We start from the raw sequence: 26854 nt of genomic DNA on the forward strand, positions 1-26854 counted from the left end.
CATGCGCGCCTACGTCCTACGGCGGGCGGCCGCCGCGATCCTCGTCCTCTTCGCCGCGTATACCTTGTCGTTCGTTCTGCTCAGTGCGCTGCCCGGCGACGCGGTGACCAACAAGATCCAGAGTCCGGAGGCACAGATGTCGCCGGAGTCCGCGCGCGCACTGCTCGAGTACTACGGTCTGGATCGGCCGGTCGTCGAGCAGTACCTGCACGGCCTCGGCGCGTTGGCGCACGGTGATCTCGGCTTCTCGATCACCAACGGCCGTCCGGTGATCGACCTGATCGCCGAAGTGCTGCCGAGCACGGCGGCACTCGCCGGCGCGGCGCTGGTCGTCGGCATCGTCGTCGCCGCCGTCTTGGCTCTGCTCGGTGAGTACGCGTCGAGTCGTTGGATCCGCACGGCGGCCACCGCGGTGCCGGTACTGTTCGCCTCGGTCCCCACCTTCGTCGTAGGCATCGTCATCCTGCAGGTCTTCGCGTTCAAACTGTTCGTCATCCCGGCCGCCGACGACGGTACGTTCACCGCGCTCATCGCTCCGGCCGTGACCCTCGGCGTCTTCGTGTCCGCTCCCCTCGCGCAGGTGTTCGGCCGGTCGATCGAAGCGACGCGCAAGCAGGCGTTCGTGCACGTCCTCTACGCGCGCGGTGCGGCCGAACCGTACGTGTTCACTCATGGCGTGCTGCGCAATTCGTCGTTGCCGGTGTTGACGCTCCTCGGTCTCGCGGTCGGTGAGCTCATCGCGGGATCCGTCGTGACCGAAGCGATCTTCGCTCGACCGGGCATCGGTCAGCTGACGGTGTCCGCGGTGAGCACTCAGGACCTGCCGGTGCTGCAGGGCGTCGTGCTGGTCGCGGCGGCCGCTTACGTGTTGGTCAACCTCGTCGTCGATTTGGTGTACCCGGTCATCGACTCGCGGATCCTGATACCGACCTCCGCCGGAGTCTCCGCCGCATGGCGCGTACTGGCGCGACGTCCGACAGGTCGACGCACCTCAACGTCCGACCTCCCTGTCGAGGCGGTCATGCCGTGACGATCTCCACCACGCACGGAGCCGCCACCGGCAGGCTCGCCGATATCGGGCGCCGGCTCCGCGGAAACTGGGCGTTCGCCCTAGCTTCGGCAGTCCTGCTGCTGGCGGTGGCGTGGGCGATCGCGCCCGGGCTGTTCACGGGTTACGACCCCCTCGGTGTCGACCAGAGCCAGCGCCTGCAGTCGCCGTCCGGCGCGCACTGGTTCGGCACCGACCTGCTGGGGCGCGACGTATACGCCCGTACCGTGTACGGGGCCCGCGCGTCTCTCGCGGGAGCGGCGCTGGCGGTCGCCGTCGGTGTGGTGGTCGGGTCCGCGCTCGGCACCGTCGCCGGCTGGTTCGGCGGATTCGTCGACAACACGGTGATGCGCGCAATCGACGTCGTGCTGTCGATTCCGAGCTTCCTGCTGGCGATCGCGATCGTGGTCATCTACACGGCGGGGACCGATGACGCGGGACTGGTACCCGCGGCCTTCGCGGTCGGTCTGACGTCGGCGGCGACTTTCGCCCGGCTGATCCGATCGGAGATCCTCAGCGTGCGCGTCAGCAGCTACGTGGAGGCAGCCGTCACCAGTGGAGCATCGACGTGGTCGATTCTGCGTCGGCACGTGATTCCCAACTCCATCGGTCCGACCGCCGCCCTCGTCACGGTGCAGTTCGGAATCGCGATCATCTGGATCGCCTCGCTGAGCTTCCTCGGGCTCGGAGCTCAACCGCCAGACCCGGAATGGGGGCTGATGGTGTCCGACGGACGCAAGTACATCGCCACCCGCGAATGGCTGATCCTCTTCCCGGCGGTGACGATCTCAGTCGTCGTACTCGCCGCCAACCAGGTCTCTCGTCACTTTCAGAACCGGAGCACATCATGAGCGACACTCCTCTCCTGTCCGTCCGTGGTCTGCAGGTCGGCTATCGCACGGGCGAATCCGGCCGCTCAGCGCTCGCCGGCCGAGCGCTGCCGGTGGTCCACGGCGTCGACTTCGACGTGCGCCCCGGCGAAGTGCTGGCGCTGGTCGGCGAGTCCGGTTCGGGAAAGACCACGACCGGTCACGCGATTCTGGGCCTTCTTCCCGAGAACGGCGAAGTGATCGGCGGCGACATCACCTTCGACGGCCAGGATCTGACGACGCTCGACGCGAAGAGCTGGCGGGCCGTGCGCGGATCGACACTCAGTCTCATCCCGCAGGACCCCACGGTGTCCCTCGACCCCCTCCGACGCGTCGGACACCAGGTCGAGGACGTGCTCCGCCTCCACACCGGCCTCGACGCCGGCCAGCGTCGCACACGTGTGCTGGACGTGTTCGAGACCGTCGGGTTCCGGGATGTCGAAGCCGTCTATCGGCGTTATCCGCACGAACTGTCCGGCGGGATGCGCCAACGCGTTCTGATCGCCGCCGCAGTGATCGCCGAACCGGACCTCATCGTCGCCGATGAGCCGACCTCCGGGCTCGACGCGACTGTGCAGAAGCAGGTCCTCGATCTGATCGACGAGCTCCGCATCCGTTCGTCGACGGCGGTCGTCCTGGTGACCCACGATCTCGGCGTCGCCGCTGATCGCGCCGACACTCTTGCGGTGATGCGGGCGGGTCGGGTCGTCGAGTCCGGGCCGACGGCACAGGTCGTCGCCGAGCCCGCACACGAGTACACGAGGTCGCTGCTGCACGCCGTGAGGTCGCGGTCGGTGCGGCGTCCGACACGTATCGCATCGCTCGACGACAGTCTGTCCGCGGACGCCGCGATCGAGGTGGATGCGCTGACCAAGACGTTCGGCGACGTCGCTGCCGTCGACGGAATCTCTTTCCGAGTCTCGTTCGGGCAGACGTTCTCGATCGTCGGCGAGTCGGGGAGCGGAAAGTCGACAACGGCCCGCATCCTGTCCGGACTCACCCGACCGACGTCGGGCGGTGTGCGTGTGCTCGGCAGCGAGACGTCCGGGTACTCGCGTCGCGACTTCCGTCCACTGCGCCGCGCCGTGCAGATCGTCTATCAGAATCCGTACGCGTCCTTCGATCCGCGTTTCGACGTGTTCGACGTCGTCGAAGAGCCGTTACGGGCGTTCGCGCCCGCCCGGTTCTGGCGTCACGGCCGAGAACGGCCCGGACGGGAGAGACACCGGGACCGCGTCGCGGCCGCACTCGAGTCTGCCGCACTGTCGCCGGACCTGATCGACCGGCATCCTCGCGAGCTGTCGGGTGGCCAACGTCAGCGTGTAGCGATCGCACGAGCCCTGGTCGGCGATCCGTCGGTGTTGATCCTCGATGAGCCGATCTCGGCGCTCGACGTGTCTGTAGCCGCGCAGATCCTCGAACTTCTGCAGACGCTACAGGACGAGCGCGGCCTGACCTACGTGTTCATCTCGCACGACTTGGCGGTGGTGTCGGCGATCTCCGACGAGGTCGCCGTGATGCAGAACGGACGCATCGTCGAGCAGGGGTCGGTCGGTCGGATCTTCGACGCGCCCCGCGAGGACTACACGATCCGGCTGCTCGACGCGATCGCCGGGCGCGACCTGCACACCGTCGGGGCATGCCAATGAGCGAGGTTCCCGTCGACGACTTCCGAGCGGTGTTCGCCGAACTCGCGCGCGGCGCCGCCGATCGCGATCGAACCGGCGAGCACCCGTACGGTCTCGTCGCCGCCCTTGGCGAAGCCGGATTCGGCAAACTCCGCGTGCCGGTGGAGTACGGCGGCTACGACGTGGACCTTCCGACGCTGTTCGCGCTCCTCGCCGAGGCGGGGGAGGCGGACTCGAACATTCCGCAGATCTGGCGCGGGCATTTCACTACGACCGAGATCCTGCGACGTGAGTCCGACTGTGCAGTCCGGGACCGGTGGTCCAGCGCGATCGGCGACGGCGCAGTGTTCGGCAACGCGCAGTCCGAGCCGTCGACGGTCGGCGCCTCGACGCGCGATCTGTCGACTCACGTCCGCGAAACCGTCGACGGACGGTACGTCTCCGGGACCAAGTTCTACTCGACCGGGGCGCGGTTCGCCGACTACATCCGTGCGGCCGTCGCCGACGGCGCCGAACGCCGGTTCGTGGTGCTGCCCGCGCGGCATCCAGGCGTCACCCACGTCGACGACTGGGACGGCATCGGCCAACGACAGACCGGCAGCGGGACAACCGTGCTGGCCGACGTGCCGGTGGAGGACTTGGGTGACATCGGACGCGGTGACGACGCGGTCCGCGGCCTCGATTCGTTCGTTCAGGTGGTGCACTTGGCGAATCTCGTCGGGATAGCTCGCAATCTGGTGTCCGACACGGTCGAACTGGTCCGCGGCCGCACCCGGACGAGCCTGCACGGACTCACTCAGGTGGCAGCCGAAGACCCGGAGGTGCTGGGCGTGGTGGGGCGAATCCAGGCGAGCGCCCTCACCGCGGAGACACTCCTCACCCACGTCGCACAACGACTGGAGGACGCGCACGCCGCGGACGACGAACGCGGATTCGCGGCGACGTATCTGACGGTCTCGACCGCTCAGGTCGCGATCGTCGACGCGGTGCTGGACGCGGCGTCGTCGGCGTTCCACGCCGTCGGATCGTCGGCCGTGCGCAACTGTGTCGGTCTGGACCGACACTGGCGGAACGCGCGCACCCTCGCATCACACAACCCGGTCGTCTACAAACCCCGCATCGTCGGCGACCACTTGGTCAACGACGTCTACCCGAACTCCGGGTACTACCAACAACCCTAAGGACCGCGCCGTGAGAGATCGACTCCATCTCAACGTGAACATCCTCAACGCAGGCGTGTTCGGCGGATCGTGGCGGTTCCCCGGAACCGACCCGGTCGCCAGCTACGGCGTCGAGCATTACACCTCGATCGCCGCGAAAGCCGAAGCCGCCCGGCTGGACGCCGTCTTCCTCGCCGACGGCCCGGTGCTCGATCCGCACATCAGGCATCGGACCGGCAACAGCCTGGAGCCGAGCACCGTCCTCGCACGGATCGCCGCGCAAACCGAGCACATCGGCCTCATCGGGACGTTGTCGTCGTCGTACAACGACCCCGACGAGATCGCCCGTCGTCTCGGCGACCTCGACTATGTGAGCGGCGGCCGTTTCGGCTGGAACGTGGTGACGACTGCGGGCGGGGCCGCTGCCGCCAACTTCGGTCGCGACGGCGAGCCGGATCACGCACTGCGCTACCGACGGGCCGAGCACGTCGTCCGGTCGGTCGTCGCGCAATGGGCGACCCGCACCGAACTCGTGTCCCCGCAGGGGCGCCCGGTGGTGGTCCAGGCGGGTGGGTCCAGCGACGGGCGGCGTCTCGCCGCGCAGGTCGGAGAGGTCGTCTTCTCCGTGGACCAGAACGTCGCCGACGCCCGAGCCTTTCGGGCCGGACTGCGCGCCGGCGCTGCAGAGGCCGGACGCGACCCCGCTGACCTCGTCGTTCTTCCCGGTCTGTCCACCGTCATCGGTGGGACGGAAGCGGAAGCGGCGGCTCGCCGCGCGCTGCTGGACGAGCTTCTGCCCACACCGTATGCGCGTGCCCGGTTGGAGGGCCAGCTCGGGTTCCCTCTCGACGGACTCGACGACGACCAGCCGATACCGCTCGCGTTGCTGCACGATCCGGATACGGCGGGTGGTTCGCAGTCGTTCTACCGCATTGTCCGAGACGTCATCATCGCGGAGCGACCGACGGTACGGCAACTGATCACCAGACTGTCCGGGGGCGGTGGACACCGCATCGTCGTCGGTACCCCCGAACAGATCGCGGACGACATCGAACTGTGGTTCCGGACCGGTGCCGCCGACGGCTTCAACGTGATGCCCGACGTGCTGCCGTCCGGATTCGACGATTTCGTGGAGCACGTGGTGCCCGAGTTGCAACGGCGCGACCTGTTCCGCACCGACTACGAGACCGATACCCTCCGCGGGCACCTCGGGCTCGGTCTTCCGTCGGTCCGCAAGGCGGACCCGGATCTGCTCGTGAGCGCGCGATAGCGCAGGGAATGGAGACCTCATGACCGTATTCATCGAAGTATCGATCGGCTCGGCGCCGCACCAGGTGCCCTTCGCCCACGCGGAGTCCGTCGCCGCAGCGGCGGCCGCTGCCGGAGTCACGGGGCTGCGGCTGGTGGAAGGCGACGTGGGAAGTCCCACCGTCGACCCCAGCATCACCGCCGCCTATCTGGCCGTAGCCGAGCCGGTGCTCGCTTATCTGGTTGACGCGTCGACCAGTCATAATGCGCCCTACAACCTCGCCCGCCGGATCGGCTCACTCGACCGGGCCACCGGCGGACGAACCGGCCTCGTCCTGCGGCCAGGGGCGGGAGACGAGGTCAGTGACCCGGTGACACCGGATCCGGCCGCCGACACCGACGCGGCTCAGCGCTGGGGCGAGTACACCGACGTCCTCGCCCAATTATGGGACTCGTTCCCGGCGGACGCCCTCGTCGGCAACCAGACGGCCGGGGTCGTCGTCGACGACGAGCAACTCGTGCGCATCGACCACGAGGGCGCGCTCTACCGGGTGCGCGGGCCGCTCGACGGTCCGGGCTCCCCGCAGGGCAGACCGCCGTTGGTGACCGACCGTCTCGACACGGTCGGAGCCGATGCCGTCGTCGCGCGTGCTGACGCGGTCATCATCGCCGTCGCCGATGTCGCTGACGCCCTGCCCGCACTGACCGAAGCGCTGTCGGCCGCCGCTCGTCCGCGCGAGACGCTCGCGATCTTGGCACGTGTCGGAGTGGACGAGTCGGCCGACAGGCTCGTCGCGTGGGCGGCCGATGCGGGCGTCGACGGCTTCGTCGTCGCCGACGCGGGCAACGTCGACGCGACGATCGGTGCCGTCCGCACCGTTGCCGCGGGTCTGGTGGGATCGGGAACGGGCACCCTGCGCGCGTCGCTAGGCCTGGCGCCGCGGTTGCGCGGCCTCGAGTCGGCGGCGGTTCTCGCATGACGATCTCCACTGCGGTCGACCTTCCGCACGGTGCTCGGCTCGACCGTCCGACCGTGGCCGGGATCCGCGCGGCGATCGCCCCGATCCTCGACCGGCTCGCCGCCACTGCGGGCGAGCGTGAGGAACGCCGTGACTACGCGTTCGACGAAGTTCGCGGACTCGCTGCCGCCGGACTGGGCGTCGTCGAGGTCCCGTCAGCCGACGGCGGTGCAGGAGGCACGGTCCGCGACGTGGTGGACATCGTTGTCGCCGTGGCTCGGGCCGACTCGTCTGTCGCGCAAGCGCTTCGACCGACGTTCCTGACCGCGCATCAGATCGCGGAGAACCCGGCCGTTCCGTTTCGGGCCGAGAACGTCGAACGACTCTGCCGGGGTGCATTGTTCGTCGGCACCGGCAACGAGCGCAACGGCGGCGCGAGCGGCAGCGTGAGCACCACCGCCAGTCGGGTGGACGGCGGCTACCTGGTGAACGGTCGCAAGTTCTATTCGACGGGAGGGCTGTACGCCGACTACTTCTCGTCGCAGGCGGTCACCGACGACGGCACGATCATCCGATTCACGATTCCCGTCGACCGTGCCGGGCTGGACCGGATCGACGACTTCGACGCCGTGGGGCAACGACTCACGCAGAGCGGCTCCACCAGTCTCGACGGGGTGCGCGTCCACGACCACGAAGTGTTCGTGCCGACCGACGAACGCCGAGACAACCCGTGGACCGGATCGTTCGCCCAGCTCTACCTAGCCGCCGTGCAGGCGGGCATCGCCGCAGCCGCGCTGGACGACGCCGTCGGCTTCGTGCGAGACCGCGCCCGGCCGATCAAACACAGTTCGGCGAGTCGGAGCGTCGACGACCCGTACGTCCGGGAGACCGTGGGCGAGATCGCGGCCCGTGCCCAGGCCGCGGCCGCCGTCGTCGGAGGGGCCGCCGACGCGGTGCACTCGGTGCGCGGGCTGACTGGTGCGGCGGCGAGAACGGCTGGAGCTCAGGCTGCGGTGCGCGTCGCCGGCGCGGCAGTCATCGCCATCGAGTCGGCGCTGCGCGCCGCGGAACTGCTCTTCGACGTCGGCGGCGGCTCGATCACCGACCGGGGCCTCGGATTCGACCGACACTGGCGGAACGCTCGCACCGCCGCCAACCACAACCCTCGGCAGTGGAAGACCGCGGTCGCCGGGGCCTACCACCTGACCGGTGAGGAACCTCCGACCACGGGTCTCTTCTGACCACATGTGCCCTGGCCATCCAGAGCATCTAACCCCGGACACCCACAACCCTAAGGACAGTCTTCATGACCATCGAGGCCGATCGAATCCTCGGACGCACCGGTGCGCGCATCACTCCGCTCACCCTGGGCAGTATGAACTTCGGACGCTGGCAGGACGAGACGGAGAGCCTCCGGATCCTTGGCGCGGCGCTCGACGCGGGCATCAATGCCGTCGACACCGCCGACGTGTACGCACAAGGTGTCACCGAGCGAATCGTCGGCAAGGGGCTCAAGGGGCGTCGCGACGATGTCTTCCTGGCCACCAAGTTCCACGGCCAGATCGGCGAGAACCCGTCGCATGCAGGCAACTCACGACGGTGGATAACTCGCGCCGTCGACGACAGCCTGCGGCGCCTCGACACCGACTACATCGATCTGTATCAAGCGCATCGCCCCGACCCGGACACGGATCTGCTCGAAACTCTCCACACTTTGAACGACCTGATCCGGGCCGGAAAGATCCGGTACTACGGGACATCGGTGTTTCCTGCGCACGAGCAGGTACGTGCGCACTGGCTCGCCGAACGGCACGGTCTGATCGCGCCGCACACCGAGCAACTGCCGTACTCGCTGTTGGTACGCGGCTCCGAACGGGAGGTGTTTCCGGTGGCTCAACGGTACGGCGTCGGCGTCATCTCCTATGGCCCGCTCGCGGCCGGCTGGCTGTCGGGCAAGTATCGGGTCGGCGGTGATCAGCCCGAGTCGGCCCGCGCCGAACTGATTCCGGGCCGGTTCGACGTCGCGGCGCCGGCCAACGCCAGGAAGTTGGCTGCGGCCGACGCCCTGGCCGTCGTCGCCGAGGACGCCGGTCTGAGTCTGATCGACCTCGCGGTCGCGTTCGCGTTGAACCATCCAGCGATCTCGAGCGTCATCATCGGGCCGCGCACCCACGGCCACCTCGACGCGTATCTGGCTGCGGCTCAGACCGTCCTCAGCGACGAGGTCCTCGACCGAATCGACGAGATCGTCGAGCCGGGCACACAATTCCATGATCGCGACACCGGACGCGACACTCCCTCCCTGCAACCGGCCGCCCTCCGTCGCTGACCGGTGAGCCCACCCACGAAAGGCACCCGCATCCCATGACCGCACGCATTGTCGACACCGTCTACTCGGCCGCCACCGACCGCTACGCGAAAGCGACGTTCCGACGCACCGGCGACTCCGGCCTCGACCTGCCATCGTTCTCCTTCGGCCTGTGGCAGAAATTCGGCGCGGACTACGCGTACGAGACGCAACGAGAGATCATCCTGCACGCCTTCGACCTCGGCATCACGCACTTCGACAACGCGGATCGCTACGGTCCGCCGCATCGGGCGGCCCAGATCAACTTCGGCCGCGTCCTCGCCGAGGACCTCGGCCGTTACCGCGACGAGATCGTGCTGTCGACGAAGGCGGGCAATCCGATCGGCGAGAGCCCGTATCTGAAGGGCGGTTCTCGCAAGGCCCTGCTCGGCTCGCTCGACCACAGTCTGCGCGATCTCGGCACCGACTACGTCGACATCTTCTACCACCATCGCCCGGACGCGTCGACGCCGCTCGAAGAGACCGCGAGCGCGCTGGTGTCGGCAGTGGAGCAGGGCAAGGCGCTGTACGTCGGTGTCTCGAACTACCAGCCCGACCGCGCGCATGAGATCGCTCAGCTGCTGCGGACCGCGGGCGTTCCGTTGCTGATCCATCAGCCGCGCTACTCGATCTACGACCGCAGCATCGAGCGCAACGGCCTGCTGCAGCTCGCCCAGGACGACGGCTTCGGGCTCATCGTCTACTCGCCGCTGGCCCAGGGACTGCTGACCGGAAAGTACCTCGAAGCGATCCCCGACGACGCGCGCGCTGTCAACAGCAGCTTCCTGAGCAGTGCGAACATCACCGACGAGTATCGGCAGCGGACCGCCGAACTGAACAAGCTCGCCGAGTCCCGCGGCCAGTCGTTGGCGCAGCTCGCGCTGCAGTGGGTGCTCCGACAACCGACGGTCAGCTCGGCGCTTATCGGTGCGAGCTCGACCTGGCAGCTCGACCACAACGTCGCCGCGATCGACTTCCCGGATCTGACCGACGACGAGTTGGCGATCATCGATGAGCACGGTGTGCACGGCACCGGATTGAATCTCTGACATGGAGGCACGCGCGGGGACACGGATCGGGGCGGGGGTGCCGGACGGACGGCCCTTCCGCCTCGGCTTCCTGCTGCACCTCGACGGGGACCTCGAACCAGCCGACGCGTACCGACAGGCCGTCGACCTGTTCGTGACTGCCGAGGAACTCGGCTACGACTCCGGCTGGGTGATCCACCGGCACTTCCGACAAGGACGTGAACACGTGTCGTCGCCGTTGGTTCTGCTGGCGGCGATCGCCGAACACACGTCGAGGATCCGGTTGGGCACCGGCGTCTACGTGCTGCCGCTCGATGATCCGTTGCGGGTCGCTGAAGACGCCGCCACGCTCGATGCACTCAGCGGCGGTCGGCTCGAACTGGGGGTCGGCTCGGGACCGTTCGCAGGAGCGTGGGAGGCGTTCGGACACGATCTCGGCGACCGTCATCGGCTGTTCGACGCATCGGTCGGCCGTCTCCGAGAAGTCCTCGACGGCACTGTGTTGAACTCTCGCGGAGAAGCACTGCACCCGCCCGGAGCGGGTGTACGGAGTCGCCTCTGGCAGGCGACGACGAGCGATCGGGCCATTGCGCTGGATGCGGCGCGCGGCGTCGCCCGCGGCGGTGACGGGCTCCAACTGTCCCGAGCGAATGCTCAGCGGGGCGGAACCGTGACACAGGCGCAGGAGCATCAGGCGCGGATCGTCGACGCCTATCTGGGAGCCTGGACGGATCCGGAGAAATCGCCGCGTGTCCAGATCTCGCGCGCGGTGTACCCGCACCCCGACCGTGCCGCGGCCGTCCGGGAGGTGACGCCCGGCATCCGCCGCTGGCAGAGTTGGAGCACACACGACGATGCGAAGCGCACCGTCGGCGTCGAGGAGTATCTGGCTGCCGATCGGGCGCTGATCGGGCCGAGCGAACAGATCGCGGGGGAACTGCTCGCCGATCCGGCGCTGGCACAGATGACCGACCTGCTCGTCAGTTTCGTTCCGGGTGTTCCGGCTTTCGACGAGCATCGGCGACTGCTCGCCGACACTGCCGCCGAGCTGTCCCCGTTGCTGGGGTGGCGACCGAGCCGGCGGTCGACTCAGATCGGAGCACACCGATGACCCGGTTCCACCTCAACCTGTCGTTAATGACACCCGGGCACTTCCGACATGCGTGGCGGCTGTCGCACGCCGATCCGCTCGCCTATCTCGACGTCGACCACTTCGTCCGGCTGGCTCGCCTCGCCGAGGACGCGAAGGTCGACGCGGTGTTCCTCGGCGATGCGCCGGCACTGCGCGGCGAGATCGCATCGGCCCCCGGTACCGGTATCGATCCGCTGATTCTGCTCGGGCACATCGCGGCGGTGACCCAGAACCTGGGTGTGATCATCACGAGTTCCAGCACGTTCAACTCGCCGTACAACCTGGCGCGGCGCTTTCAAGCTCTCGATCACGTGACGAAGGGGCGTGCCGCAGTCAACGTGGTGACGACCGCTGCGACAGCTGCTGCCGCCAACTTCGGACTCGACGAACATCCCGACCGTGCCACTCGGTACCGCCGGGCGTGGGAGTTCCTCGATGTGGTGACCCGGCTGTGGGACGGGTGGGCGCCCGATTGGCTGGTCGCCGACCGAGAGACGGGCGAGTACGCTGATCCGTCCCGGATCACCCCGATCGATCACCGGGGCGAGTTCTTCGCCGTCGCCGGGCCGCTGCCTGTTCCGGCGGGGCCGCAGGGTCGTCCGGTGCTGGTACAGGCGGGTGGTTCTGAGGGCGGTCTGCGGCTGGCGGGCGATTTCGCCGACGTCGTGTTCACCGTCGCGCAGACCCGCGAGGACGCCGTGGCCTTCCGGAATGAGATCCGAAGCCGTGCCGCAGCGGCTGAGCGCCGACCCGACGACGTCAAGGTGTCGTTGGGCGTCGTCGTGCTCGTCGGAGAGGATGAGAGGGATGCCGCCCGGCGACTCGATGAACTCGCGGCGACGCTGCCGATGGGACGGCTTGCCGCCGAGATGGTGCGCAACCTCGGTCTGTCCGTCGAACAGTTCGGTCCGGACGTTCCGATACGTGCGGCCGACCTACCAGACGATGTACCGGAATCGGCGTTCTCCGCAGGATTCGGCCGCGCGGTACGTGCGTTGATCGCGCAGGAGCCGAGGACACCGCGGCAACTCGTCATCGGCAGTGCCGGAGGTTCGGGGCATCGTCTGGTCGTCGGATCACCGGAGAGGGTCGCCGCCGACCTCGCGGACTGGTTCGCCGCAGGCGCCGCAGACGGCTTCACGATCATGCCGGCCGACGTCGCGGTGGATCTCGAGAACTTCACTCGGCTGGTTGTTCCGATCCTGCAGCGGCGCGGGATCTTTCAGAGCGAATACTCGGCGCCGACCCTCCGCGCGCGGCTGTTCGGCACGTCCTCGGACACCGACCACGAGCACGATGACGTGGTGTCGTGGGCTCCCGTCGGTGAAGTCGACTCGGCGGTAGTCGAAGGTCTGCGCCTGGGGTGAACGCTTACGTCGGCCGGGGGCGACGACGGTCGCGTTCGGCGCAGGCGCGGAGGACGCCCGCAACGGGTGACGTCGTGGGCGGTGAGGTGAATCGTGAACGTGGAAGCCCCGGTTCGGGCTATCTCCGTCCGAACAGCGTCACGTCGTTGCACGCCTCGCAGACGTCGTCCGGAATGACGCCCGCGCGCTGCAGGTAGCCGAAGCCGATGCAGCCCAGGCACAGCCCGAACGCGAACTCGAGGAAGGCCGCGACGATCAGTGCACCGACGACGATCTGTGCCGCCAGGCCGAGGCCGACGAGCGAGAGTCCGAATGCGACGGCGGAGAACACGAGGCCGATGGTCTGGGCGAAGCGCTTCGGCGGACCCGGTACCGTCTTCTCCCGGCGCCAGATGCGCGGGACGATCACGTGGACGGCGAGTCGACCGAACGGGGAGTAGCGCGGTCCGCCGGCCACCCGCAGCAGGAAGCCGAGCGCCAGAATCCCGTACAGCCACGGTTGATTCACCACGATCGACACGATGGCCAGCAGGATCACCAGTCCGGCCGTGCTGCGGGCCGCATAATCGTTCACCGGGTTCGGGAAGTCGAGCGCGCCGCGGTGCCACGAACGCCGCTCGACGGCGACGGACGAATCGACCTGCGTGAACAGGGAGTCGGAGGGGCTCATGCGGCCCACGCTACGTCCGCGATCGGGGCGGGTCGAGGATTTGGCTCACGCTGCGGTGAACGTCTCGATCACGTCGAGGATGGCCTCGCCGTACCGTTCGAGTTTGGCCTCGCCGATACCGTTCACCGACAGCAGCTGCTCGTCGCTCGTCGGACGCGTCTGCGCGATGCCCTCGAGGGCCTTGTTCGACAACACCGTGTACGGCGGGATCGCCGCCTCCTTCGCCACGGAGGTCCGCCAGCGGCGCAGCGCCTCGAAGAGGTCCTTGTCCTCGTCGGACAGATCGACGGTGGCCACCGCGGCCTTCGGTCGACGAGTTCGTGCCGGTCCCCGCGCATCCTCGCGGAAGAGCTGCGGCACCTTGCCGTGCATCACCGGCACTCCGGCCTCGGTCAGGTAGTACTGCCCGTACTCGCCGCGGGTCTCGAGATAGCCGGACGCGAGCAGCTGCCGCACCACGCTGCTCCAGGTGTTCGCGTCGAGGTCGTCACCGATGCCGTATGTGCTGAGATTCTTGTGGCCGAGCTGGTCCATCCGCTTGTTGTCCACGCCGCGGAGGATGTCGATCAGATGGCCCGCACCGTAGTGCTGGCGGTATTCGCGGTCGAGCCGCCAGATGGTCGCCATCAGCTTCTGCGCGGGCACGGTCCCGTCCCAGGTCGACGGCGGATTCAGGCAGGTGTCACAGTTGCCGCACGGACCCGACTCCTGGTCGAAGTAGCGAAGCAGCCGCTGCCGCCGGCATGACGCCGTCTCACACAGCGCGAGCATCGCGTTCAAGTGCTCCGACTGACTACGACGGTGCGCGGCATCGCCGTCGGACATCTGGATCAGCCGCTGCTGCTGTACGACGTCGGCCAGGCCGTACGCCATCCACGCCACCGACGGGAGTCCGTCGCGGCCGGCGCGGCCGGTCTCCTGGTAGTAGCCCTCGACGCTCTTGGGCAGATCGACATGCGCGACGAATCGCACATCCGGCTTGTCGATGCCCATGCCGAACGCGATGGTCGCCACGACGACGATCCCGTCTTCGCGGAGGAATCGGTGCAGGGTGTCCTCGCGCAGCCGTTTGTCCAGTCCCGCGTGATACGGCAGCGCGTTGATCCCGTTCGAGGACAGGAACGCGGCGATGCTCTCCACCGATTTGCGGCTCAGCGCGTACACGATGCCGGTGGCCGGCTCGCCGTCGACGACGCCTTCGGTGCGGACGAAGTCGAGCAGCTGCTTGTTGGCCTGCTTCTTCGGCTCGATCCGGTAGGTGATGTTCGGGCGGTCGAAGCTGGACACGAAGTGTCGGGCCCGCTGCAGATGCAGCCGCTCGGTGATCTCCTCATGAGTGCGACGGGTCGCCGTCGCGGTCAACGCGATCCGCGGAACGTCCGGCCACAGCTCGGCGAGCTCGCCGAGCGCGAGATAGTCGGGCCGGAAGTCGTGCCCCCACTGCGACACGCAGTGCGCCTCGTCGATCGCGACGAGGGACAGCTGTCCCCGCGAGAGCAGATCGCGCGTGTACTGACCACTGAGTCGTTCGGGTGCGACGTAGATCAGATCGAGTTCGCCCGCCAGGAAACGGCGCTCGACGTCGGCGCGGTCCTCCGGCGCCTGCGTCGAGTTCAGGTAGGCCGCCCGGACGCCGAGTTGTCGGAGGGCGCCGACCTGATCGGCCATCAGCGCGATCAACGGCGACACGACGACCGCGCACCCGTCCCGCACCAGGGCGGGCACCTGGTAGCAGAGGCTCTTGCCGCCGCCCGTCGGCATCAGCACGACGGCGTCGCCGCCGCCGATCACCTGTGCGACGATCTCGGCCTGATCGCCACGGAACTCGTCGTACCCGAATACGGTCCGCAGTACCTCGTACTGGTCGGTCACAGGTGGTCAGGACTCCTTCGAACGCTCGGCCTGTTCGGCCTTGCGCGCCGCATCGCGCAACTCGAAACCATCGGTCACCAACTCGCCGACCTCGCGGGCGACATCGCCGACCGCCGTGGTGATGATGCTGGTGATGTTGCCGACGCGAGTCGCGGTGTTCTGCACCAGCTCCTGCGCGATGTCCTTGGTTCGTTCCGTCCGACCGACCACGATCTGTCCTCCCTCGGGCTGTTGTCCATGGTAGGGGTCTCGACTCCGCTCGACCAGCGGTGGGGCTCGACCAGCGGTGGGGCTCGAGATGGGGTGAGGGTCTACAGCACCTTCTCGACGAAGGCCACGATCTCGGCCTCGACCTCGTCGCGGATCTCGGGTTCGTTGTGGACCTCGTGGCGGAAACCGGTGTAGACGCGGGTGCGCACATCGCGGTGCCGGGTGGCGACGAGTCGGTTCGCGACGTGATAAGCGCCCTCGCCGTAATTGGTCACGGGGTCCTGATCGCCCGCCAGGATCATCACCGGCAGGTCGGTGCGCACCGATGCGTACCAGTCGTCGGCGTTGGCGACGTCGTACAGGTCGATGAAGCCGCGCAGGAAGCGGACGGTCATCGGGGCGCCGAAGTTGTTCAGCGGGTCGATGCCGTGATCGCGCACCACGTCGGCGCTGCGGGCCACCCAGTCGGTGGGGCCGGCGCCGTCGCCGTAGCGGGACACGAAAGCGTCGAACAGGGTCTCGATGTACTCGGCCGCGGCCGGACCGGCCTGGTTCGGCTCGGCGGCGAGCGCGGTGCGGTCGACACCGGTCTCGATGCCCGCCATCTGTGCGGCGATCCCGCACAGGATCAGCCCGTCGATCTGAGTGACCGAGGCCAGCGGTCGCGCGATCATCGACCCCCACGAGTGTCCGAACACGACGTACGGCAGATCCGGGTAGGTCTCCCGTGCGATCGTCATCAACGACTGTTCGTCGACGACGGCGGTCTGTGCACCGTGATCACCGGTATCCACCCAGAATCCCGATTCGACGGCCGTCTTGCCGTGGCCGGCGTGATCGTCGGCCACGACGACGAACCCGGCGTCGAGCAGTGTGGTGATCAGGTGCAGATAGCGGCGGGAGTGCTCACCGAGACCGTGGATGATCTGGACGATCGCCCGCGCGGGCCGTGTGGGGTGATACATCCACCCGTAGACGGTGTCGCGGCCGTTGTGCGAGGGAAAGGCGAGTTCGGTGAGTGCCACTCTGTCACCGTATCGCAGTGCGCACAGTGGAGACGGCGCACGAACGGCGACAGGTGTCGCCGCTCGCGCGCCGTCTGTGTCGGCTGCGCGACGCCTCGACGCAGACCTAGGGGACGTGGGCCTAGGCTGCGTCGACGGCCTTGCTGCGCTCGATGTTGACGATCACGTCGTTGTCGTCGCGGGTCATCCAGTTGGGCAGCGACAGTTTCGCGATCTTCTTCCAGGTGGAGCCGAGCTGATTGCTCAGCGAACCGGTGTTGTACGGCAGACCGTACTTCTCGCAGATCTCGCGGACCTCGACGGCCATCTCCGGGTACCGGTTGGCGGGCACGTCCGGGAACAGGTGGTGCTCGATCTGGTGCGACAGGTTGCCGCTCATGATGTGGAACAGGCGACCGCCGTCGATGTTGGCCGATCCGAGCATCTGCCGGACGTACCACTGTCCCTTCGTCTCGTCGACACATTCTTCGGCGGTGAACGTCTGTGCGCCGGTGGGGAAGTGGCCGCAGAAGATGATCGAGTACGCCCACACGTTACGGATCAGGTTGGCGCTCGCATTGCCGACCAGGGTGGAGAGGAAGAACGGTCCGGTCAGGGCCGGCCACAGGATATAGTCCTTGGCGACCTGCTTGCGGGCCTTGCGCCACATGCCCTTCACCAGGTGCTTGACGTCGCCCCACTTGCGCTTGCCCTGCACGATGTTCTCGGCTTCGAGATCGTGCAGCATGACGCCCCACTCGAACAACAGCATCAGGGCGGTCGCGTAGCCGAGGTTGCCGAGGTAATACGGGTTCCACTTCTGATCGCGCGCCATGCGCAGGATGCCGTAGCCGATGTCGCGGTCTTCGCCGAGGACGTTGGTGAAGGTGTGATGCATGTAGTTGTGGCTGTGCTTCCACTGATCGCCCGGGCACACGTTGTCCCAGTCGAACTCGCGCGAATTGTAGGTGTCCTCGCGCATCCAGTCGTACTGGCCGTGCATCACGTTGTGGCCGATCTCCATGTTGTCCAGGATCTTCGCGACGCCGAGCGACGCGACGCCCGCCAGCCACACCGGCGGCAGGAACGGGACGAACATGGCTGCGCGACCCGCGAACTCGAGCTTTCGCTGAGCGGCGATGATCGAGTAGATGTACTCGCGGTCCTTGTCGCCGAGGTCGGCGACGATGCGCGAGCGCAGGGCGTCGAGTTCGGCGCCGAGCGCTTCGACCTGCTCATACGAGAGGTCGATCTCGGTGGACGGGGTGCGCTGGGGGAGAAGTGAGACGGTCATGGTGTCGATCCCTTCTTTTCAGGTGTGGTGGCGGTCGGCTCAGACGTCGATCTCGACGTCGCCGACGGGGGCGTTGACGCAGATCTGGATGTGGGCGTCGGGCTCGGAGTCGAGCTCCCCGGTCAGCACGTTGCGGGTGCAGCCCGACGTGCGGACCTTGGTGCAGCTGAAGCAGATGCCCATGCGGCATCCGTATTCGGGACTCAGGCCGGCGCCCTCGGCCTGTTCGAGGATGGTGCGGCCGTCGTTCTCGGCGCTCACGTTCGACGTCCCGAAGGTGACCGTGCCACCGACCTGGTCGTCGGGCACCACGGTGGGCAGTGCGACGGTGAACGCCTCGCTGTGCAGGTTCTCGGCGATCCCGGCCTCGTCGGCGTACTCCCGGACGGCGTCCATCAGCGTCGCCGGACCGCACATGTACACCTGTGCACCGGATGCGGCGACGTCGGCGATGTGCTCGGCCTGAAAGTGCGACGGGTCCTCGCCGCGCGTGTAGTACAGGCGCAGCGTCACACCGGCGACGCTACGGGCGATCGCTTCGAGTTCGGCGCGGTACGCGACGTCGTCGGCCGAGCGGGCGTAGTGCACGAAGGTGATCGGACCGGGGTGTCCTTCGGCGATCAACGTGCGCAGCATTGAGAGCACGGGTGTGATTCCGCTGCCGCCGCTGACGAGGACGATCTCGGCGGGGCGTTGGGTCGGCAGGGCGAACTCGCCGGCGGCGGCCGCGAGCGTCAGCACCTCGCCGGCCTCGACGCGGTCCCGGAGGTGGTTCGAGACGAGGCCGCCGTCGTGTGCCGCGACGGTCAGCTCGATGTCGCCGCGAGGGTTCTCGGCGTTGGCGGGGGAGAAGAAGCGGCGCTGGCGGATGCCGTCGATCACCACTCCGACCTCGACGTACTGTCCGGCTCGGTGGCCCTTCCACTGGCGGGTGGGGCGCAGCGTCAGCGTCACTGAGCGATCCGTGCGGTGCTGCACGTCGACGACCTTGGCCCGGGTGTCTCGCCAGGTGAGCATCGGGTCGATGAACTCCAGGTACCGGTCCACCGGGTAGGGGGTGGCGGTGGCTTCCACGAGCGAACCGACGAGGGTCGCGAGGCGCTTGGCCATATCGGTCTCCTTCCGGGGTGTTCGAACTTTTCAGTGAACATCTGTACACACAAAGAATGTCTCTCCGCACCGGGAGGTGTCAAGGTCTTGTGAACGTGTCGGTCATCACCGTGGAGGGGTGAACTACAGTGCACATGTGGCCGGAAGTCGAGCGGAGAAGAAGGAACAGACTCGGCAGGCGCTGCTCGACACCACCGTCGATCTGGTGGACGACCGTTCATTCGGAAGCATCAGCCTGCGCGAGGTCGCACGTGGTGCGGGCATCGTGCCCACCGCGTTCTATCGGCATTTCGCCTCCATGGAGGACTTGGGCGTCACACTCGTCGAAGACGCGATGCGGATGCTGCGGGGAGCGCTGCGCGAGGCGCGTCGGGATCTGTCCGGGCGGGGGATGCCCACCGCGCGAGACTCGCTGGCCATCCTGCTCAAGAAGGTTCGCAGTGACGAGAGGCAGTTCCGGTTCCTGGTCCGCGAACAGCACGGCGGCGTCGCCGAGGTCCGTCGCGCCATCGGCACCGAACTGCGGCTGCTCTCTCGTGAACTCGCCATCGATCTCGCGCGGACGCCCGCGTTGGTGTCGTGGGAGGCCGAGGATCTCGAGGTCGCGGCCGATCTGATCGTGACGATCATGATGACCGCCGTCGCCGAACTGCTCGACGGCGACGGACGCGAGTCCACCGAGCGGCAGCTCGTCGCGCGAGCGGAGAAACAGTTGGTGATGGTGTTTCTGGGGATGGCCGCGTGGCGTCCGAACGAATGACGACTGCGCCGATGTGAGGCACAGTTGTCGGACTCATGAGGAATGATCTACGTCATGGATGTAGGTTCTCAGTTCGGTCCGTATCGGATCGACGCATTGCTCGGCCGCGGCGGCATGGGACAGGTCTTCCGCGCGTACGACACCGTTCGTGACCGGGAAGTCGCGCTCAAACTGTTGAACACGAACCTCGCCGAGGATGCGACGTTCCAGGAACGCTTCCGTCGCGAGTCGCAGACGGCGGCGAGACTCGGCGAGCCGCATATCATCCCGATTCACGACTACGGTGAGATCGACGGCGTCCTCTACCTCGACATGAGGCTCGTGGACGGGCGGGACCTGCGCGCCGTGCTCCGCGGCGACGGTCCGATGGCGCCGTCGGAAGCGGTCGGCGTCGTCGAGCAGATCGCGTCCGCGCTCGACGCCGCACACACGGTGGGTCTGGTACATCGCGATGTGAAGCCGGAGAACATTCTCGTCACGTCGAACGGATTCGCCTACCTGGTGGACTTCGGTATCGCGCATCATGCGGGCGACGATCATCTGACCAGGACCGGCACCGCGGTCGGTTCGATCGCCTACATGGCGCCCGAGCAACTCGACAACGTGCCCGTCAGTGCGGCGTCGGACGTCTATTCGTTGTCCGCGGTCCTGTTCGAGCTGCTGACCGGCCGGCAGCCGTACCCCGGCGACTCGGTGAGCGCCGTGCTCAAGGCCACTGTGTTGGCGGCCGTTCCCGCGCCGAGCTCGATCAGCCCGGCGGTGATGCCCGCGCTCGACGCCGTCGTGATGCGCGGCCTGGCGAAGAACCCGGCCGACCGTTTCGGCTCGGCCGGCGAGTTCGCGGCCGCGGCCCGGGCCGCCGTCGACGGTGCGCCGATCGACCCTGCGTTCGAGGCGACCCGGATCGGGCAGCCGATTCCGATGCAGCCGCCCGTTCCGAGTACTCGACAGATGTCCGAACCGATGTCGTTCTCCGGGCCGCAGGCCTACTCGGGGCCTCAGAACTACTCGGGTCCCCAGAACTACTCCGGTCCCCAACAGCAGTTCTCCGGTCCCATCGGGCAGCCGCCGCCGAGCTATCCGTACGGCGCGGCGCCCGCGTACGGCGCTGCTCCGCAGGGCGACAGCCGGGTCCTGCACATCGTGCTCGCCGTGCTGATCGGTCTGCTCGTGGCGGCGCTGATCGGTTTCGCGGTGTACTGGTTCGGCTTCCGGGATTCGGGTGGGTCGAGCACGGCGGCACCCTCGTCGACGACGACCGTCACGAGCACCGTTCCGCCCACGACGCCGAGCGCCGCGCCCACGCCGCCCCCGGGGACCGTCCCGTGCGGTGGCGATGTCGGTGTGGCGGGCGGGGTCACCACCTGTGAGTTCGCCGTCAACGTTCGCAGCGCATACCTGCAGGCGGGGCCCGAGGGGCAGGCGCGCACCGTGGTCGCGAGCAGTCCGGTGACCGGTATGTCGTACACGATGTCGTGCACCCCGGAGGCGGGCGTGGTGGTCTGTCGCGGCGGGAACAGCGCCGTCGTCGTGATCTACTGAGCGGCGGATCTCAGGTGAACGAGAGGATGCGTGTGGCATCGAAACGGCGTACTACGGGAATCGCCGTCCTGGTTGCGGCTCTGGCGGTCTCGCTCGCCGCGTGCGGTGACGATGCGGCGTCGGAGGGAGTCGCGACGGTGACCGAGATCGTCACGGCGCCGTCGTCGACGACTCCCCAGGCGCCGTCGTCGACGGAGAAGTCGTCGAACGCCGAGCGGCGGCTGACGGCGAGCTTCGACGACTTGGCACTGGCTCAGCCGGTGGGGCTGGCAGTCGAGGCGGTCGGCGGCGGGAATTCGATGGTGTTCGGTGATCAGACGCCGCGGGTCGCCTGGTCGACGATCAAGGTGCCGATCGCGTTGGCCGCCGAACGTCGCAACGGGGCGAGCGACTCGGAGTCGGCGGCGATCATCGACTCCGACAATGCGGCGGCCGAGGCGCTGTGGGCGTCTCTCGGCTCGCCCGATCAGGCGGCCGCCGCGGTCACCGAGGTTCTCCGCGAGGGCGGCGATGAGACGACCACCGTACCGTCGCAGAAGCTGCGGCCCGAGTACACGGTGTTCGGCCAGACGAGCTGGCCGCTCGCCGATGCGGCGACCTTCACCGCGCATCTTCCCTGTCTGCCCGGCAGCGAGCACGTCGTGTCGCTGATGGGGCAGGTCGCGGGCAATCAGCAGTGGGGCCTCGAGGTGATTCCGGCGCGCGCCACGGCGGTCAAAGGCGGTTGGGGGCCCAACGCCGACGGCGGCTACGTCGTCCGGCAGATCGGCCTGGTGACGTTGAAGAACGGTCGGCGGGCGGCGGTCGCAATGAGTACGTACGCGCCCGGCGCGTCGATGGATTCGGGTATCGCGGCACTGAATCAGGTCGGCGGCTGGGTGGGCCGCCACCTCGCGTCTCTCCCGGCCGGTCGCTGCGCATAACAGTCCGGCCACGCCCGGATTGCGGGTGAGCCACACGAATAGGCGACTGCGGATCCCGTCGGCTAAGTTACTGGAGTTGTTGATGTGACTGGAGGGGCTGAAGTTGATTCGTCGCGGGTTGATGACCATGTGTGCGGCCGCGGTTCTGGCGGGTGGGGCCGTCGCGGGCGCGGGCAGTGCGGATGCGATTCCTCTTCCGCCGTTGCCGAACCCGCTGCCGCAGTTGTCGCCGCATGCGTCGCAGGTCGCGCTGATCAAGTCCTTCAACACGCGTTCCAAAGCGATCACCGCGGCGATTCCGGGTCGCATCGGATTGTCGATCACACCGGTCGGCGGTGACGAGGCGATGAACTTCGGAACGGTCCGGACTGCGCGAGCGTGGTCGACGTTGAAGGTTCCTGTGTCCATCGCCGCCGAGCGTGCGAACGGCAAGAAGGTGGTCGCCGACATCCGACCGGCCATCCGGGCCTCCGACAACGACGCGGCCGAACGGCTGTGGGCGTCGATGGACGATGACAAGACCGCGGTCGCCGATGTGACCGCGGTGCTGCGAGAAGGCCACGACTCCGTGACGCGCATCCGATCGAGCCTGAGCCGACCGTCGAGCTACCCGGGTGCCACGAACTGGACTCTTGAGCAGCAGTCCGTGTTCGGTGCGCATCTGCCGTGCCTGCCCGACTCGTCGCGTGTCCTCGGCTACATGCGCACGGTCGAGAGCAATCAGCAGTGGGGCGTGAAGACCATGCGCAAACGCGGTGTCACCACCGCGGTGAAGGGCGGCTGGGGGCCGGTGAACGACGCGACGGGGAAGTACGTCGTGCGCCAGCTCGGAGTCGTCACCACGCCGCGTGGCGCATTCGCGGTCAGCATGGCGGCCCTGCCCTCGAGCGGATCGTTCGAGGACGGGATCGCCATGCTGAACCGGGTGGGCGGCTGGGTCGGAGCCAATCTGAACAAGCTGCCCGTCGGAGGCTGCTGACGCGGGGCGTCAGCTCCCGAAGCTCGTCAATACGATCGCCTCGGCGAGAGCGGTCCGGCGGATCTCCTCCGGATCGACGCTCTCGTTCGGCGCATGGATGTGGCACAGCGGCTCCTCGACGCCGAGCAGCGCGATCTCCGCGTTCGGGTGGGCTTCGGCGAGTACCGTGCACAGCGGGATCGACCCGCCCTGTCCGGCGTGGAACACACCGTCGACGCCGTAGGCGGACTTCAACGCCTCGGTCAGCGCGGCGTAGCCGGGACCGTCGACCTTCGCGCGGAACGGTCGACCGAACGCGTCCGGTTCGACGTCCACGCGCACACCCCACGGGATGTGCTTGCGCAGATGCGCGACCAGGGCGTCGTAAGCCGGTTGCGGCTCCATACCCGGCGGAATGCGCAGGTTGAGCATCGCCGAGGCCTGCGGGATGATCGCCGCCGCGCATTCGGCGGTGCTCGGTGCGTCCATGCCGATCACCGTGACGGCCGGCCGCGCCCACGCCATGTCGGCCGGGGTCCCGCTGCCGAGTATCGCGGTGCCCTCCAGTGCGCCGACATCGGCACGGAACTGCTCGTCGGAGTAGACGACACCGCCCCACTCCTGGGTGTTCTCCACCCCTTCGATGACGGTGTCCCCGCGGTCGTCGCGCAAGGAGGCCAGGCCGGCGACCAACGCCGCCATCGCATCCGGAGTCGGGCCGCCGGCCGCACCGGAGTGCACCGCGGTCTCGAGCGCGGACACGGTCACCTTCACGTTCACCACGCCGCGCAGGCTGGTGGTGAGCGTCGGCAGTCCGACGGCGACGTTCCCGGCGTCGCCGATCAGGATCAGATCGGCCGCGAACAGTTCGGGGCGCTCCTTCACGAGGTCGTCGAGGCCTTCGCCGCCGGCTTCTTCCGAGCCTTCGATGATGATGCGGACGTTGCACGACAGGTCCTCGGCGGCGGCGCGCAACGCGGTCAGGTGCGCCACGACGTTGCCCTTGCAGTCGGCGCTGCCGCGCCCGTACCAGCGGCCGTCACGTTCGGTCAACGTGAACGGGTCGTCGGTCCACAGCGCGTCGTCGCCCGCGGGCTGCACGTCGTGGTGGCTGTACAGTGCGACCGTCGGACTGCCCGCGGGCCCCGCCCGGTGGCCGACGACGGCGGGGGAGCCGTCGCTGGTCACTATCACCTCGGCGTCGAACCCGAGATCGGTGAACGCCTCGCACACCCACTCCGCGCTGGCGCGCGACGCATCGGACTTGGAGGAGTCGATGTGCACGGACGGGAACGAGACGAGGGTCGCGAGGTCGTTGTGCGCGCGATCCATGAACTCGGAGACGGAGGCGGACAGGCTGTCGGCGGTGGGGACCGGAATGCTCATGCTTTCAGGATCGCACGAGATCGAAGCCCGCGTGCATCTCCCAGTAGAGGACCTCAGGCTGCGCGTCGTCGTCGACCGGCGTCACCGTCAGCTCGCCGGAGTCGGTGAGCCGCATGGCATCTCCCTGCGCGAGGACGTGCTGCTCGCCGTCGACGCGCACTGTGGCCGATCCGCGCGCGAGGAAGAGATGTCCGTACGGGGCACCCGGCAGTGTGACGGCGTCGATCGGTCGGGCGATGTGCAGCGTGGCGTATCGGTTGTTGATCGGCGCGGCCGCGGTGCCCGCGTGCTCGGGCCGACCGGAGGCGACGACCACCGGTCGGCCGGTCGCCAGGGCGTCGGCGAAGTCGTGTGCTGACTGCTCGGGCGGCAACTCGTCCTGATGCGGGGCGACCCACATCTGGATCACGCGGAGACTCTGCCGGCCGGAGCGCTTGGCGGCGTTGGCCTCCGAATGGGTGATCCCGGTTCCCGCCGACATCCGGCCGAGCGTCCCGATCCCGAGGGTTTCGACGTTGCCGACCGAATCCTTATGCGTCACAGCGCCGTCGAGCACCCAGGTGAGGATCTCCATGTTCTGGTGATGGTGCGCGTCGAGGCCTTCGCCCGGGTCGACGACATCGTCGTTGTGCATGACGAGGACCCCGTGGGCGTTGCCGAACAGGTCATAGTTTCCGGTGCCCGGAAACGACTGGCGCGAGGTGAGCCACTCGTTGGCCCAGTGGAGCCGGTCGGCGGCGGGGATCACGGTGATCATGATTCCTCCAGGGAGTCGAGGTGGTCGGCGAGGCGGCACATGACGGTCTCGAGAGACTCGCCGTCGTCGGGGGTGAGACCGGCGAAGAAGAAGCGGTCGACGTCGGCGCCGTGGTGTCGTGCCGCCGCGGCGAAGGCTGCTCGTCCGTCGTCGGTGAGGCAGGCGAAGGAGCCGCGGCCGTCGCCGGGCACGGGTTCGCGGCACACCCAGCCGCGTTTGGCGAGAGCGCCGATCTGGTAGGAGAGACGGGACGCGGAGAAGATCATGCGGTGCGACAGATCGCGCATGCGCATCCGTCGGTCCGGCGCCTCCGACAGGAGCAGCAGGACGTGGTAGTCCGACAGTGTCATGCCGTCACTCGCGCGGAGCCGCTCGTCGACGGCGGTCTGCACGCGGACGCTGTTCTCGATGAACAGGCGCCACGCGGCAGACCGTCGGTCGCCGGTCATCGACCCATACGGTGCGGGCGCAGGGCGTCGGCGGGCACGACGCCCAGGCGACCTGCCTGGAAGTCCTCCATCGCCTGGACGACCTGCTCCTTGGTGTTCATGACGAACGGACCGTACTGCGCGACGGGCTCGCGGATCGGCTGTCCGCCGAGCAGCAGCACTTCGAGCGAGGGGCGGTTCGAATCCTGATTCTCGTCGGCGGCGACGGTGATCCGATCGCCGGCGCCGAGCAGAGCGAGCTGTCCGCCTTCGACGGGGCGCTTCTCGACACCGACGGCGCCCCGTCCGGACAGGACGTAGACCAACGCGTTGAAGTCCTCGCGCCACGGCACCGACAGTTGTGCGCCCGGCGAGATCGTCGCGTGCGCGAACACGATCGGCGTGTGTGTCGCGCCGGGTCCGGTGCGGCCGTCGAGGTCGCCCGCGACGACGCGGACCAGCGCTCCGCCGTCCTCTGAGGACAGCAGCAGCGACTGCTCGCCTTCGAGATTCTGGTAGCGCGGCGCGATGAACTTGTCGGTCGACGGCAGATTGACCCACAGCTGGATGCCGTGGAAGGTGCCGCCGGATTCGACGAGTTCGGCGGGTGGCGTCTCGATGTGCAGGATGCCCGATCCTGCGGTCATCCACTGGGTGGCGCCATTCTGGATGAGTCCGCCGCCTCCGGTCGAATCCTGGTGCGCGAACAGGCCGTCGATCATGTAGGTGACGGTCTCGAAACCGCGATGCGGGTGCCAGTCGGTGCCGCGCGGCTCGCCGGGTTCGTACTCCACCTCGCCCATCTGGTCCATGTGGATGAACGGATCGAGGTCGCGGGCGTGGACTCCGGCGAACGCGCGGACGACGGGGAATCCCTCACCCTCGTATCCGCGCGGACCGGTGGTGACGGTGCGGACGCGGCGCTCGGTCGCGTCGATCGGAGCCGAGCTGATGCGCGGCAGGGTCAGAGTGTCTGCGGTCACGGCGGGCATGATGTTCTCCTTTTCCTTAAAATTTGAACTATCTGCCGGGATCAACCGTCCCGCGCGGAGGACTATTCCCGCGTCGATGATCGGGCTGAGCGGCTCGTCGGCGGTATCGGATCGTTCGGCGCCGAGTCCGTCGGCCGAGCATTCGCATCACGATTAGGCATA

25 protein-coding genes are annotated in these 26854 nt (G+C 67.9%); 15 read left to right on the forward strand and 10 right to left on the reverse strand.

The window, feature by feature from the left end; translation table 11 throughout:
• Position 1: 1 nt before the first annotated feature.
• The 11 genes from BKA16_RS09700 (at position 2) to BKA16_RS09750 (ending at position 12786) form a co-directional block, all read left to right on the forward strand.
• Positions 2 to 1030, forward strand: a complete 1029-nt coding sequence (locus BKA16_RS09700; RefSeq protein WP_183370453.1) for an ABC transporter permease — start codon at positions 2 to 4, stop codon at positions 1028 to 1030.
• Positions 1027 to 1899: an ABC transporter permease gene (locus BKA16_RS09705; protein WP_343067352.1), complete on the forward strand. Its 873-nt coding sequence runs from the start codon at positions 1027 to 1029 to the stop codon at positions 1897 to 1899. The genes BKA16_RS09700 and BKA16_RS09705 overlap by 4 nt, the downstream gene beginning before the upstream one ends.
• Positions 1896 to 3566 carry a dipeptide ABC transporter ATP-binding protein gene (locus tag BKA16_RS09710; protein ID WP_183370455.1) on the forward strand — a complete coding sequence of 557 codons (1671 nt, stop codon included), beginning with the start codon at positions 1896 to 1898 and terminating at the stop codon, positions 3564 to 3566. The genes BKA16_RS09705 and BKA16_RS09710 overlap by 4 nt, the downstream gene beginning before the upstream one ends.
• A complete protein-coding gene (locus BKA16_RS09715; protein WP_183370456.1) occupies positions 3557 to 4726 on the forward strand; it encodes an acyl-CoA dehydrogenase family protein in 1170 nt (389 codons plus the stop codon). Before BKA16_RS09710 ends, BKA16_RS09715 begins: the two co-directional genes overlap by 10 nt.
• 10 nt (positions 4727 to 4736) lie before the next feature.
• Positions 4737 to 5975 (forward strand): LLM class flavin-dependent oxidoreductase, encoded by a 1239-nt coding sequence (locus BKA16_RS09720; protein WP_183370457.1) that lies wholly within the window; start codon positions 4737 to 4739, stop codon positions 5973 to 5975.
• Between the two features lie 19 nt (positions 5976 to 5994).
• Entirely contained in the window at positions 5995 to 6933 is a 939-nt protein-coding gene (locus tag BKA16_RS09725) for an LLM class oxidoreductase (protein ID WP_183370458.1), read from the forward strand.
• The gene (locus BKA16_RS09730; RefSeq protein WP_183370459.1) at positions 6930 to 8153 is read left to right on the forward strand and encodes an acyl-CoA dehydrogenase family protein; all 1224 of its coding nucleotides are present in this window, start codon (positions 6930 to 6932) and stop codon (positions 8151 to 8153) included. Before BKA16_RS09725 ends, BKA16_RS09730 begins: the two co-directional genes overlap by 4 nt.
• A 65-nt stretch (positions 8154 to 8218) precedes the next feature.
• Positions 8219 to 9241: an aldo/keto reductase gene (locus BKA16_RS09735; protein ID WP_183370460.1), complete on the forward strand. Its 1023-nt coding sequence runs from the start codon at positions 8219 to 8221 to the stop codon at positions 9239 to 9241.
• A 35-nt stretch (positions 9242 to 9276) separates the two neighbouring features.
• Complete coding sequence (locus tag BKA16_RS09740) at positions 9277 to 10308, forward strand: aldo/keto reductase (protein WP_183370461.1); 1032 nt, start codon at positions 9277 to 9279, stop codon at positions 10306 to 10308.
• Position 10309: 1 nt separating this feature from the next.
• Positions 10310 to 11398, forward strand: coding sequence for an LLM class flavin-dependent oxidoreductase (locus BKA16_RS09745; RefSeq protein ID WP_183370462.1), 1089 nt, complete (start codon positions 10310 to 10312; stop codon positions 11396 to 11398).
• Positions 11395 to 12786, forward strand: a complete 1392-nt coding sequence (locus tag BKA16_RS09750; RefSeq protein ID WP_183370463.1) for an NtaA/DmoA family FMN-dependent monooxygenase — start codon at positions 11395 to 11397, stop codon at positions 12784 to 12786. The genes BKA16_RS09745 and BKA16_RS09750 overlap by 4 nt, the downstream gene beginning before the upstream one ends.
• A gap of 118 nt (positions 12787 to 12904) precedes the next feature.
• On the opposite strand, the gene BKA16_RS09755 is transcribed toward BKA16_RS09750, so the two are convergent.
• The 6 genes from BKA16_RS09755 to BKA16_RS09780 form a co-directional block, all read right to left on the reverse strand.
• Positions 12905 to 13456 carry a DUF4395 domain-containing protein gene (locus tag BKA16_RS09755; RefSeq protein WP_183370464.1) on the reverse strand — a complete coding sequence of 184 codons (552 nt, stop codon included), beginning with the start codon at positions 13454 to 13456 and terminating at the stop codon, positions 12905 to 12907.
• Between the two features lie 45 nt (positions 13457 to 13501).
• Positions 13502 to 15328 carry a DNA helicase RecQ gene (gene recQ, locus BKA16_RS09760; protein ID WP_183370465.1) on the reverse strand — a complete coding sequence of 609 codons (1827 nt, stop codon included), beginning with the start codon at positions 15326 to 15328 and terminating at the stop codon, positions 13502 to 13504.
• 6 nt (positions 15329 to 15334) lie between these two features.
• On the reverse strand, positions 15335 to 15538 hold the full coding sequence (locus tag BKA16_RS09765) for a hypothetical protein (RefSeq protein WP_183370466.1): 204 nt from the start codon (positions 15536 to 15538) through the stop codon (positions 15335 to 15337).
• Between the two features lie 101 nt (positions 15539 to 15639).
• The gene (locus tag BKA16_RS09770) at positions 15640 to 16563 is read right to left on the reverse strand and encodes an alpha/beta fold hydrolase (protein ID WP_183370467.1); all 924 of its coding nucleotides are present in this window, start codon (positions 16561 to 16563) and stop codon (positions 15640 to 15642) included.
• A 121-nt stretch (positions 16564 to 16684) separates the two neighbouring features.
• Positions 16685 to 17836: a fatty acid desaturase family protein gene (locus BKA16_RS09775; RefSeq protein WP_183370468.1), complete on the reverse strand. Its 1152-nt coding sequence runs from the start codon at positions 17834 to 17836 to the stop codon at positions 16685 to 16687.
• 39 nt (positions 17837 to 17875) lie between these two features.
• Positions 17876 to 18946 (reverse strand): ferredoxin reductase, encoded by a 1071-nt coding sequence (locus BKA16_RS09780; protein WP_183370469.1) that lies wholly within the window; start codon positions 18944 to 18946, stop codon positions 17876 to 17878.
• Positions 18947 to 19082: 136 nt separating this feature from the next.
• On the opposite strand from BKA16_RS09780, the gene BKA16_RS09785 reads away from it, so the two are divergent.
• The 4 genes from BKA16_RS09785 (at position 19083) to BKA16_RS09800 (ending at position 23150) form a co-directional block, all read left to right on the forward strand.
• Positions 19083 to 19706, forward strand: coding sequence for a TetR family transcriptional regulator (locus BKA16_RS09785; RefSeq protein ID WP_183370470.1), 624 nt, complete (start codon positions 19083 to 19085; stop codon positions 19704 to 19706).
• 54 nt (positions 19707 to 19760) lie between these two features.
• Positions 19761 to 21248, forward strand: coding sequence for a serine/threonine-protein kinase (locus tag BKA16_RS09790; protein ID WP_246371713.1), 1488 nt, complete (start codon positions 19761 to 19763; stop codon positions 21246 to 21248).
• A 26-nt stretch (positions 21249 to 21274) separates the two neighbouring features.
• Positions 21275 to 22171 carry a serine hydrolase gene (locus BKA16_RS09795; protein WP_183370472.1) on the forward strand — a complete coding sequence of 299 codons (897 nt, stop codon included), beginning with the start codon at positions 21275 to 21277 and terminating at the stop codon, positions 22169 to 22171.
• 103 nt (positions 22172 to 22274) lie between these two features.
• Positions 22275 to 23150 carry a serine hydrolase gene (locus BKA16_RS09800; RefSeq protein ID WP_246371715.1) on the forward strand — a complete coding sequence of 292 codons (876 nt, stop codon included), beginning with the start codon at positions 22275 to 22277 and terminating at the stop codon, positions 23148 to 23150.
• Between the two features lie 9 nt (positions 23151 to 23159).
• On the opposite strand, the gene BKA16_RS09805 is transcribed toward BKA16_RS09800, so the two are convergent.
• The 4 genes from BKA16_RS09805 to BKA16_RS09820 are packed head-to-tail and all read right to left on the reverse strand — an operon-like array spanning position 23160 to position 26692.
• The gene (locus tag BKA16_RS09805) at positions 23160 to 24515 is read right to left on the reverse strand and encodes a dipeptidase (protein WP_183370474.1); all 1356 of its coding nucleotides are present in this window, start codon (positions 24513 to 24515) and stop codon (positions 23160 to 23162) included.
• A 4-nt stretch (positions 24516 to 24519) separates the two neighbouring features.
• Entirely contained in the window at positions 24520 to 25275 is a 756-nt protein-coding gene (locus tag BKA16_RS09810) for a pirin family protein (protein WP_183372991.1), read from the reverse strand.
• Positions 25269 to 25721, reverse strand: a complete 453-nt coding sequence (locus BKA16_RS09815; protein WP_183370475.1) for a MarR family winged helix-turn-helix transcriptional regulator — start codon at positions 25719 to 25721, stop codon at positions 25269 to 25271. The genes BKA16_RS09810 and BKA16_RS09815 overlap by 7 nt, the downstream gene beginning before the upstream one ends.
• On the reverse strand, positions 25718 to 26692 hold the full coding sequence (locus BKA16_RS09820; protein ID WP_183370476.1) for a pirin family protein: 975 nt from the start codon (positions 26690 to 26692) through the stop codon (positions 25718 to 25720). Before BKA16_RS09820 ends, BKA16_RS09815 begins: the two co-directional genes overlap by 4 nt.
• Between the last annotated feature and the right edge of the window lie 162 nt (positions 26693 to 26854).

This window comes from Gordonia humi (assembly GCF_014197435.1).
Taxonomy (GTDB): Bacteria; Actinomycetota; Actinomycetes; order Mycobacteriales; family Mycobacteriaceae; genus Gordonia; species Gordonia humi.

Excerpts from the sequence above, each read along its gene's own strand:
- BKA16_RS09700 (WP_183370453.1), top strand. The coding sequence starts at position 2 with ATGCGCGCCTACGTCCTACGGCGGGCGGCCGCCGCGATCCTCGTCCTC.
- BKA16_RS09710 (WP_183370455.1), top strand. The coding sequence starts at position 1,896 with ATGAGCGACACTCCTCTCCTGTCCGTCCGTGGTCTGCAGGTCGGCTAT.
- BKA16_RS09715 (WP_183370456.1), top strand. The coding sequence starts at position 3,557 with ATGCCAATGAGCGAGGTTCCCGTCGACGACTTCCGAGCGGTGTTCGCC.
- BKA16_RS09725 (WP_183370458.1), top strand. The coding sequence starts at position 5,995 with ATGACCGTATTCATCGAAGTATCGATCGGCTCGGCGCCGCACCAGGTG.
- BKA16_RS09730 (WP_183370459.1), top strand. The coding sequence starts at position 6,930 with ATGACGATCTCCACTGCGGTCGACCTTCCGCACGGTGCTCGGCTCGAC.
- BKA16_RS09735 (WP_183370460.1), top strand. The coding sequence starts at position 8,219 with ATGACCATCGAGGCCGATCGAATCCTCGGACGCACCGGTGCGCGCATC.
- BKA16_RS09740 (WP_183370461.1), top strand. The coding sequence starts at position 9,277 with ATGACCGCACGCATTGTCGACACCGTCTACTCGGCCGCCACCGACCGC.
- BKA16_RS09745 (WP_183370462.1), top strand. The coding sequence starts at position 10,310 with ATGGAGGCACGCGCGGGGACACGGATCGGGGCGGGGGTGCCGGACGGA.
- BKA16_RS09750 (WP_183370463.1), top strand. The coding sequence starts at position 11,395 with ATGACCCGGTTCCACCTCAACCTGTCGTTAATGACACCCGGGCACTTC.
- BKA16_RS09755 (WP_183370464.1), bottom strand. The coding sequence starts at position 13,456 with ATGAGCCCCTCCGACTCCCTGTTCACGCAGGTCGATTCGTCCGTCGCC.
- BKA16_RS09775 (WP_183370468.1), bottom strand. The coding sequence starts at position 17,836 with ATGACCGTCTCACTTCTCCCCCAGCGCACCCCGTCCACCGAGATCGAC.
- BKA16_RS09780 (WP_183370469.1), bottom strand. The coding sequence starts at position 18,946 with ATGGCCAAGCGCCTCGCGACCCTCGTCGGTTCGCTCGTGGAAGCCACC.
- BKA16_RS09790 (WP_246371713.1), top strand. The coding sequence starts at position 19,761 with ATGGATGTAGGTTCTCAGTTCGGTCCGTATCGGATCGACGCATTGCTC.
- BKA16_RS09795 (WP_183370472.1), top strand. The coding sequence starts at position 21,275 with ATGCGTGTGGCATCGAAACGGCGTACTACGGGAATCGCCGTCCTGGTT.
- BKA16_RS09805 (WP_183370474.1), bottom strand. The coding sequence starts at position 24,515 with ATGAGCATTCCGGTCCCCACCGCCGACAGCCTGTCCGCCTCCGTCTCC.
- BKA16_RS09815 (WP_183370475.1), bottom strand. The coding sequence starts at position 25,721 with ATGACCGGCGACCGACGGTCTGCCGCGTGGCGCCTGTTCATCGAGAAC.
- BKA16_RS09820 (WP_183370476.1), bottom strand. The coding sequence starts at position 26,692 with ATGCCCGCCGTGACCGCAGACACTCTGACCCTGCCGCGCATCAGCTCG.